Annotated in this window: 8 protein-coding genes; 7 read left to right on the top strand and 1 reads right to left on the bottom strand. The window is 64.3% G+C overall.

The window, feature by feature from the left end; all coding sequences use genetic code 11:
- Nucleotides 1-2: 2 nt before the first annotated feature.
- Genes RBB42_RS21640 through RBB42_RS21650 form a run of 3 tightly spaced genes read left to right on the top strand, consistent with a single transcriptional unit; the run spans nt 3 to nt 1857 of the window.
- Nucleotides 3-791, top strand: coding sequence for an enoyl-ACP reductase FabI (locus tag RBB42_RS21640; protein WP_305970769.1), 789 nt, complete (start codon nt 3-5; stop codon nt 789-791).
- 11 nt (nt 792-802) lie between these two features.
- On the top strand, nt 803-1126 hold the full coding sequence (locus tag RBB42_RS21645) for a hypothetical protein (RefSeq protein WP_305970768.1): 324 nt from the start codon (nt 803-805) through the stop codon (nt 1124-1126).
- Between the two features lie 56 nt (nt 1127-1182).
- Nucleotides 1183-1857 carry an FAD-binding oxidoreductase gene (locus RBB42_RS21650; protein WP_305970767.1) on the top strand — a complete coding sequence of 225 codons (675 nt, stop codon included), beginning with the start codon at nt 1183-1185 and terminating at the stop codon, nt 1855-1857.
- A gap of 57 nt (nt 1858-1914) precedes the next feature.
- On the opposite strand, the gene RBB42_RS21655 is transcribed toward RBB42_RS21650, so the two are convergent.
- Nucleotides 1915-2784, bottom strand: a complete 870-nt coding sequence (locus RBB42_RS21655) for a hypothetical protein (protein ID WP_305970766.1) — start codon at nt 2782-2784, stop codon at nt 1915-1917.
- Nucleotides 2785-2898: 114 nt separating this feature from the next.
- On the opposite strand from RBB42_RS21655, the gene miaB reads away from it, so the two are divergent.
- The 4 genes from miaB (at nt 2899) to RBB42_RS21675 (ending at nt 6511) form a co-directional block, all read left to right on the top strand.
- Nucleotides 2899-4209: a tRNA (N6-isopentenyl adenosine(37)-C2)-methylthiotransferase MiaB gene (gene miaB, locus RBB42_RS21660; RefSeq protein WP_305970765.1), complete on the top strand. Its 1311-nt coding sequence runs from the start codon at nt 2899-2901 to the stop codon at nt 4207-4209.
- A gap of 219 nt (nt 4210-4428) precedes the next feature.
- Complete coding sequence (locus RBB42_RS21665) at nt 4429-5025, top strand: OmpA family protein (RefSeq protein ID WP_305970764.1); 597 nt, start codon at nt 4429-4431, stop codon at nt 5023-5025.
- Between the two features lie 19 nt (nt 5026-5044).
- A complete protein-coding gene (locus tag RBB42_RS21670; protein ID WP_305970763.1) occupies nt 5045-5353 on the top strand; it encodes a hypothetical protein in 309 nt (102 codons plus the stop codon).
- A gap of 189 nt (nt 5354-5542) precedes the next feature.
- On the top strand, nt 5543-6511 hold the full coding sequence (locus RBB42_RS21675; protein WP_305970762.1) for a PhoH family protein: 969 nt from the start codon (nt 5543-5545) through the stop codon (nt 6509-6511).
- The last annotated feature ends 52 nt before the right edge of the window (nt 6512-6563 follow it).

A 6563-nucleotide genomic window follows, 5' to 3' on the forward strand; every position in this document is an offset into this window, starting at 1 on the left:
GGATGACCATTAGTCTCGAAGGCAAGCGCGGGCTTGTCATGGGCGTTGCGAACGAGCGTTCGATCGCCTGGGGAATTGCCAAGGCCTGTGCCGAGGCGGGTGCGGAGCTGGCCTTTACCTACCAGGGGGAGGCGTTCGGCAAGCGGCTGGAGCCGCTGGCGCAGAGCGTCGGGTCGGATTTCATGGTCGACGTGGACGTGACCGACGATGCCTCGCTGGACGCGGCCTTTGACGCGCTGGGGCAGCGGTGGGGCCGGGTGGATTTCCTGGTGCACGCGATTGCCTATTCGGACAAGACCGAACTGACGGGACGGTTCCTGAACACCAGCCGGGCGAATTTCAAGAACTCGATGGACATCTCGGTCTATTCCTTCATCGAGGTGGCGCGGCGGGTGCATCCGCTGATGACGGATGGCGGCACGATGCTCACGCTGACCTACCTCGGGTCGAGCCGGGTCGTGCCGAATTACAACGTCATGGGCGTGGCCAAGGCGGCGCTGGAATCGACGACGCGCTACCTGGCGAATGACCTTGGTCCGGAGGGAATCCGCGTGAACGCGATCTCGCCCGGTCCGATGAAGACGCTGGCGGGCGCGGCCATCGGCGGTGCGCGGCGCACCTACAAGCACACAGGTATGAACGCCCCGCTGCGGTCGAATGCGACGCTGGAGGCGGTGGGCGGCACGGCGGTCTGGCTGATCTCGGACGCGGGCGCCTATACCACGGGTGAGGTCATCATGGTGGACGGCGGCTATCACACGATCGGGATGCCGCAGCTGGAGAACCTTTGACGGAGGCGGCGATGCGTCGGGTGGCACTGATCCTTGGGATGGCGGCGGCGCTGAGCGGCTGCATGGAAGGCGCAACGGCCGTCAGCGGCAGCACCGGCGGCGGGCAGGGCCCGGAGGCGCGCAAGCTGTCCAGCGGCATGTCCCCGGCGCAGGCCGAGGGTATCTTTGGCCTCGATGCGGGATACGAGCGCAACCCGGCGAACTGGGACGAAGCCTGCATCAGCTATGCCTACGATGGCGGCGCGCGCTACGTCCACGCGGTCTATCGGAATGACCGACTGGTGCGCGCGACGGACGGGCATGGCACCATCTGCACCTACGGCGACGCGCTGTAATTCCCGGAACCCGACGCGGCATCGGGCGTTGACCCTCCAAGAGATTGGAGGATTCCATGACACATCAGATCGAATTGCAGAGCGTCGACCGGCTGACACATGACGTGCGCCGTCTGACCTTTGAAAAGCCCGCGGGCTATGACTATGCCCCGGGTCAGGCCACGGACTTTGCGCTCGACCGCGACGGCTGGCGCGAGGAACAGCGGCCCTTCACCTTTACCAGCCTGCCCGACGAGGATCGGCTGGAGTTCGTGATCAAGTCCTACCCCGAGCATGACGGCGTGACCGAGCAGATCGCCGATCTGGAGCCGGGCGACACCGTTCTGATCGGCGACCCCTGGGGCGCGATCGAGGACAAGGGTGACGGGGTCTTCATCGCCGGGGGCGCGGGTGTGACGCCGTTCATTTCCATCCTGCGCAAGAAGCTGGCCGAGAAAGGCACGCTGGAGGGCAACACTCTGGTGTTTTCCAACCAATGCGAGCAGGACATCATCATGCGCAACACGTTCGAGGCCATGCCGGGCCTGCGCTGTCACTGGACCGTGACCGAGGAAAAGGGCAGTCCGCTGGCACGGGGCCTGATCGACAAGGAGATGCTGGAGGACTTCGTCGATCCGGACCGGGACGTCTGCTATGTCTGTGGCCCCGATCCGATGGTCGAGGCGATGCCCGGCGAGCTTAAGAAGCTGGGTGTGCCAGAGCGGCAGATCGTGACCGAGGATTTCGGCTGAACCGGCCGCACGGTCCGGCGGTGGGGTGACGCCCGCCTGACGCCCCCGGGCCGGTTGTCAGAACCATTGACCCGGCTCCATCAGGCCGAGATCCAGCAATTGCCGCGAGTGCCATTCGAACGGGGCGGAATTGTGCCAGCGGAAGGTGCGGATGTCGAAGGTGGAGCCGGGGTTGCGTTTCAGGGCCTTGGCGGTGCGAAAGCTGACGATGGCGGCAGTCAGGTTGTTGTGCCAGGGGCAGGCGTAGGTGTTGTATTCCTCGTCGGTAAAGGTGTGATCCTCGCGCAGGGTCAGGCCGGGGTGGGCGCGAAAGATCCCGATCCGGTCGATCTTGCGCCGGTCAGGGGGGATGTGTTCCTCGAACCGCCAGCGCAGCCCCCCGAAGAAATCGAGTTGCCGTTCCTTGGGGTGGTTGTGGTGTTTCGGGTCAGGCCGGGCGAGCGCATGGTATCCCGACTTGTCCAGCCATGCGTCATCCAGTGAGACGGCGTCCGGGTGGCGCTGCAGGTCCCCGGCGTAGAGATCGACGACATAGGTCAGCATGGCGTCGCGGCGTTCCTCGGTGTGGAAGGCCAGCATCTCTGCCACGGTGCGGTTTTCCGAGAAGGGAAAGAACAGGTATTCGGCGTTGTAGCAGTAGTAGAGCCACTGGCCCTCGGCCGCCGGTATCAGGCGGTTGACCGCCGCCTGCAGCGCGCCGTCCCTGTGCATGTCATGGGCGACATGATGGACCTTGCCGCGCAGGTCCTCGGGCGGGGCAAGCTCCTCCGCGCCGAAGAGGATCACGCTGCGAAAGCCGCAATGGCGATGATGGCGCAGGGTGGTGTCCAGTTCGACGCCGTCTTCGGCAAAGATCAGCGCGACGGGCCCGCGTTGCAGCGCCCCGGCGCCGCGGGACAGGAAGTGATCTATGTCCTTGTAATACATGCTCGGCCTCTGGCGGGGCTTTTGCGGCAGAATCAGTGAAAATCTGGTGCATTGCAAGATGGGGGGATTCTGCGGTATCCGCAGCCCTCGTACCCGAGAGCAGGAGCGCGCGACATGGCCCCGAAGAAGCTTTATATCAAGACCTACGGCTGCCAGATGAATGTCTATGACAGCGAGCGCATGGCCGAGGCGATGGGCGGCGAGGGTTACGAGACCACCGAACGCCCCGAAGACGCGGACATGATCCTGCTGAACACCTGCCACATCCGCGAGAAGGCGGCGGAGAAGGTCTATTCCGAACTGGGCCGCTACAAGGGGCTGAAGTCCGCGCGCCCGGACCTGAAGATCGGCGTGGCGGGCTGCGTCGCCCAGGCCGAGGGCGAGGAGATCATGCGCCGCCAGCCGATGGTGGACCTGGTGGTTGGCCCGCAAAGCTATCACCGCCTGCCGGAGATGGAGGCCAAGGTGCGCGGCGGCGGCAAGGCGCTGGACACGGATTTCCCCGAGGAGGACAAGTTCGACCACCTCAAGGGGCGGCCCAAGGCGAAACGCGGGCCGACCGCCTTCCTGACCGTGCAGGAGGGCTGTGACAAGTTCTGCGCCTTCTGCGTGGTGCCCTATACGCGGGGCGCCGAGGTGTCGCGCCCGGCAGAGCGCGTGCTGCGCGAGGCGCGCGACCTGGTGGAGCGCGGGGTGCGCGAGATCACCTTGCTGGGGCAGAACGTGAATGCCTACCACGGCCACGCGGGCGGGTTGGCCGGCCTGATCCATGCCCTCGCCGAGGTCGACGGGCTGGAGCGGATCCGCTTTACCACGTCGCATCCCAACGACATGGACGAGGCGCTGATCGAGGCGCATGGCACCTGCGACAAGCTGATGCCCTACCTGCACCTGCCGGTGCAGGCGGGCAGCGACAAGATCCTGAAGCGGATGAACCGCCAGCACACGGCAGAGCAATACCTGCGGTTGATCGAACGGCTGCGCGCGGCGCGTCCCGACCTGCACCTGTCGGGCGATTTCATCGTCGGTTTTCCCGAAGAGACCGAGGCGGATTTCCAGGCCACGATGGACCTGATCGAGGCAGTGGAATACGGCAGCGCCTTTTCGTTCAAGTATTCCGAACGGCCCGGCACCCCTGCCGCCGAGCGCCCGCAGGTGCCCGAGGACGAAAAGGACGACCGGCTGCAACGGCTGCAAGCGCTGCTGACGAAACAGCAGCGCAGCCTGCAGGACGCGATGGTCGGCCGCGACGTGCATGTCCTGTTCGAAAAGCCCGGACGGCTGCCGGGGCAGATGGTGGGCAAATCGGAATACCTGCATGCCGTGCATGTGCAGGCCGAGGGGATCGCGCCCGGGGACCTGGCCCGAATCCGAATCGAATCCAGTGGCCCGAACTCGCTCAAAGGGGTGATGAACCCGCTCTAGCGCTGGCCCGGAACCCATTGTTTCAAAAAAAGGGTTCCGATTATCCACAGTGAATCAAGGTGGTTGCGAGAACTGTTTCCGATTTTGGGACAGTGTGCAGCGCTTTTCCCTTCACAGGGCAGGCAACTTTGCTAATGTGTTGTTTATAGTAAAAATGTTTGCGCGCGCTGCCAAACCGCGCGCAGGCATCAGGGGAAACTATAACCAAGGGACCAGGCTGTGGCGTATCGCATTACCAAGGCCATCGGCGCGATGGCGCTTGCGGCTCTCGTTGGTCTGTCGGCCGTCGCGCCGGCAATCGCCGAGGACGCTGGGAAAGAGCCGTTCATTTCCACGCAGAACACCCGCACCATCAAGGGTGAACAGTACATCCCGGGCATCTGGATCGATCCGGACGGCTGCGAACACTGGGTGATGGACGACGGCGTCGAAGGCTACATGAGCCCCCATGTCGACCGCAAGGGCATCCCGGTCTGCCGCCGTGCCAACACCTGCGGCGTGATGAATGCCGACCAGTTCTTTGCCACCGACAGCTACAAGATCTCCAGGCACGGCCAGGCGCGCATCGCGGAGTTCTTTCGCAGCGCCTCTGCCGTGGGATACGTGATTGCCGGTCACACCGACAGCCGCGCCTCGGACGAGTACAACATCAAGTTGAGCTACAACCGCGCGATGGCCGTGGCCCGGATCGCCCGTTCCGTCGGGGCCAACATCACCGACGTGCGCGGCTATGGCGAGCGGATGCCGATTGCCTCCAACCGGACGGCACAGGGCATGGCCAAGAACCGCCGTGTCGAAATTCTCTGCTTCCGGTAATCCAGAAGGGACAAGGACAATGAACTTCGTGAAACCGATCCTTCTGGTTGTCGCTGCCGCCGGCCTTGCCGCCTGCGACCCGGTCGGCCCGGACAAGAGTCGCGACCGCCAGTCCATCGACAGCAACGACCTGACCAGCATGAAGGCCGGCATCTGGGTCGATCCGAACGGCTGCGATCACTGGATCATCGACGACGGTGTCGAAGGCTATCTCTCGCAGCGCCTGGACAAATACGGCAAGCCGGTCTGCTCGGGCATCGCGCCCCCGACCGTCGCCACGGGCGACTTCAAGGGGGGCTCGACCTCGATCATCGGCGACCCGCTGTAATCCCGACCCTGAGAGGCACGCAGGGTCTAGATGGGCCGCGCGGCATCTGCCGCGCGGTCTGTTTTTGTGGCACTTGAATGACATTCCGCGCCAAGCCGCGACCGACACTTGCGCCATCGGACTGCCGGGTGCACCATATCTAGCAGAAACACGCGTCCGGATTCGGACGGCCCTGTGCAGGAGACGGGTTTGACAGCGGGCACATTGACCGAAGCCATCGTTGAATTTCCAGACAATCGACTGCTGATCGATCTTTGTGGAGAGTTCGATCGCAATCTGACAGACATCGAGGCCCGTACCGGGGTGCAGATCCTGCGCCGCGGCAACCAGCTGGCCATTCACGGCCCCGAGGACGCGGTGCCCGAGGCGGCGGAGGTGCTGCGCACGCTGTACGAGCGGCTGGAACAGGGCCGCGAGGTGGATCGCGGCGACATCGACCGTGCCTTTCGCATGGAGGACGAGGAACCCGACGAGCAGCTTGAGATGTTCAGCGGCGGCAAGGTCGAGATCAAGACCCGCAAGAAGCTGATCGAGCCGCGCACCGACGCGCAGAAGGCCTATGTCCAATCGCTCTACGCCAACGAAATGGCCTTTGGCATCGGTCCGGCGGGCACCGGCAAGACCTACCTGGCGGTTGCGGTCGGCGTGAACATGCTGATCACCGGCGAGGTCGACAAGATCATCCTCTGCCGCCCTGCCGTCGAGGCGGGCGAGCGGCTGGGCTTTCTGCCCGGCACGCAGGAGGAAAAGGTCGATCCCTACATGCAGCCCTTGATGGATGCGCTCAACGATTTCCTGCCGGGCAAGCAGCTTGCCAAGATGCGCGAGGAAAAGTCGGTCGAGATCGCGCCGCTGGCCTTCATGCGCGGGCGCACGCTGTCGAATGCCTTTGTCGTGCTGGACGAGGCGCAGAACGCGACCACCATGCAGATGAAGATGTTCCTGACCCGGCTTGGCGAAGGCTCGCGCATGGTGATCACCGGCGACCGGACACAGATCGACCTGCCGCGTGGCGTGCCATCGGGGCTGGCCGACGCGGAACGCCTGCTGAACCATGTGCCCGGCATCTCGTTCAACTATTTCACCGGCAAGGACGTGGTGCGCCACCCGCTTGTCGCGGCCATCATCGAAGCCTATGAGGCGGACGCGGAGGGCTGAGACCCGGCCTTCTGCTGCTTTGGTTTGAAAATTACCTCGGGGGTCCGGGGCA

Origin of the sequence: Mameliella sp. MMSF_3455, from assembly GCF_030733205.1 — a bacterium.
Lineage (GTDB): Bacteria > Pseudomonadota > Alphaproteobacteria > Rhodobacterales > Rhodobacteraceae > Antarctobacter.

Bases quoted from the DNA above. Each gene is read 5' to 3' on its own strand.
- RBB42_RS21640 (WP_305970769.1), top strand. From the start codon at position 3: ATGACCATTAGTCTCGAAGGCAAGCGCGGGCTTGTCATGGGCGTTGCG.
- RBB42_RS21645 (WP_305970768.1), top strand. From the start codon at position 803: ATGCGTCGGGTGGCACTGATCCTTGGGATGGCGGCGGCGCTGAGCGGC.
- RBB42_RS21650 (WP_305970767.1), top strand. From the start codon at position 1,183: ATGACACATCAGATCGAATTGCAGAGCGTCGACCGGCTGACACATGAC.
- RBB42_RS21655 (WP_305970766.1), bottom strand. From the start codon at position 2,784: ATGTATTACAAGGACATAGATCACTTCCTGTCCCGCGGCGCCGGGGCG.
- miaB (WP_305970765.1), top strand. From the start codon at position 2,899: ATGGCCCCGAAGAAGCTTTATATCAAGACCTACGGCTGCCAGATGAAT.
- RBB42_RS21670 (WP_305970763.1), top strand. From the start codon at position 5,045: ATGAACTTCGTGAAACCGATCCTTCTGGTTGTCGCTGCCGCCGGCCTT.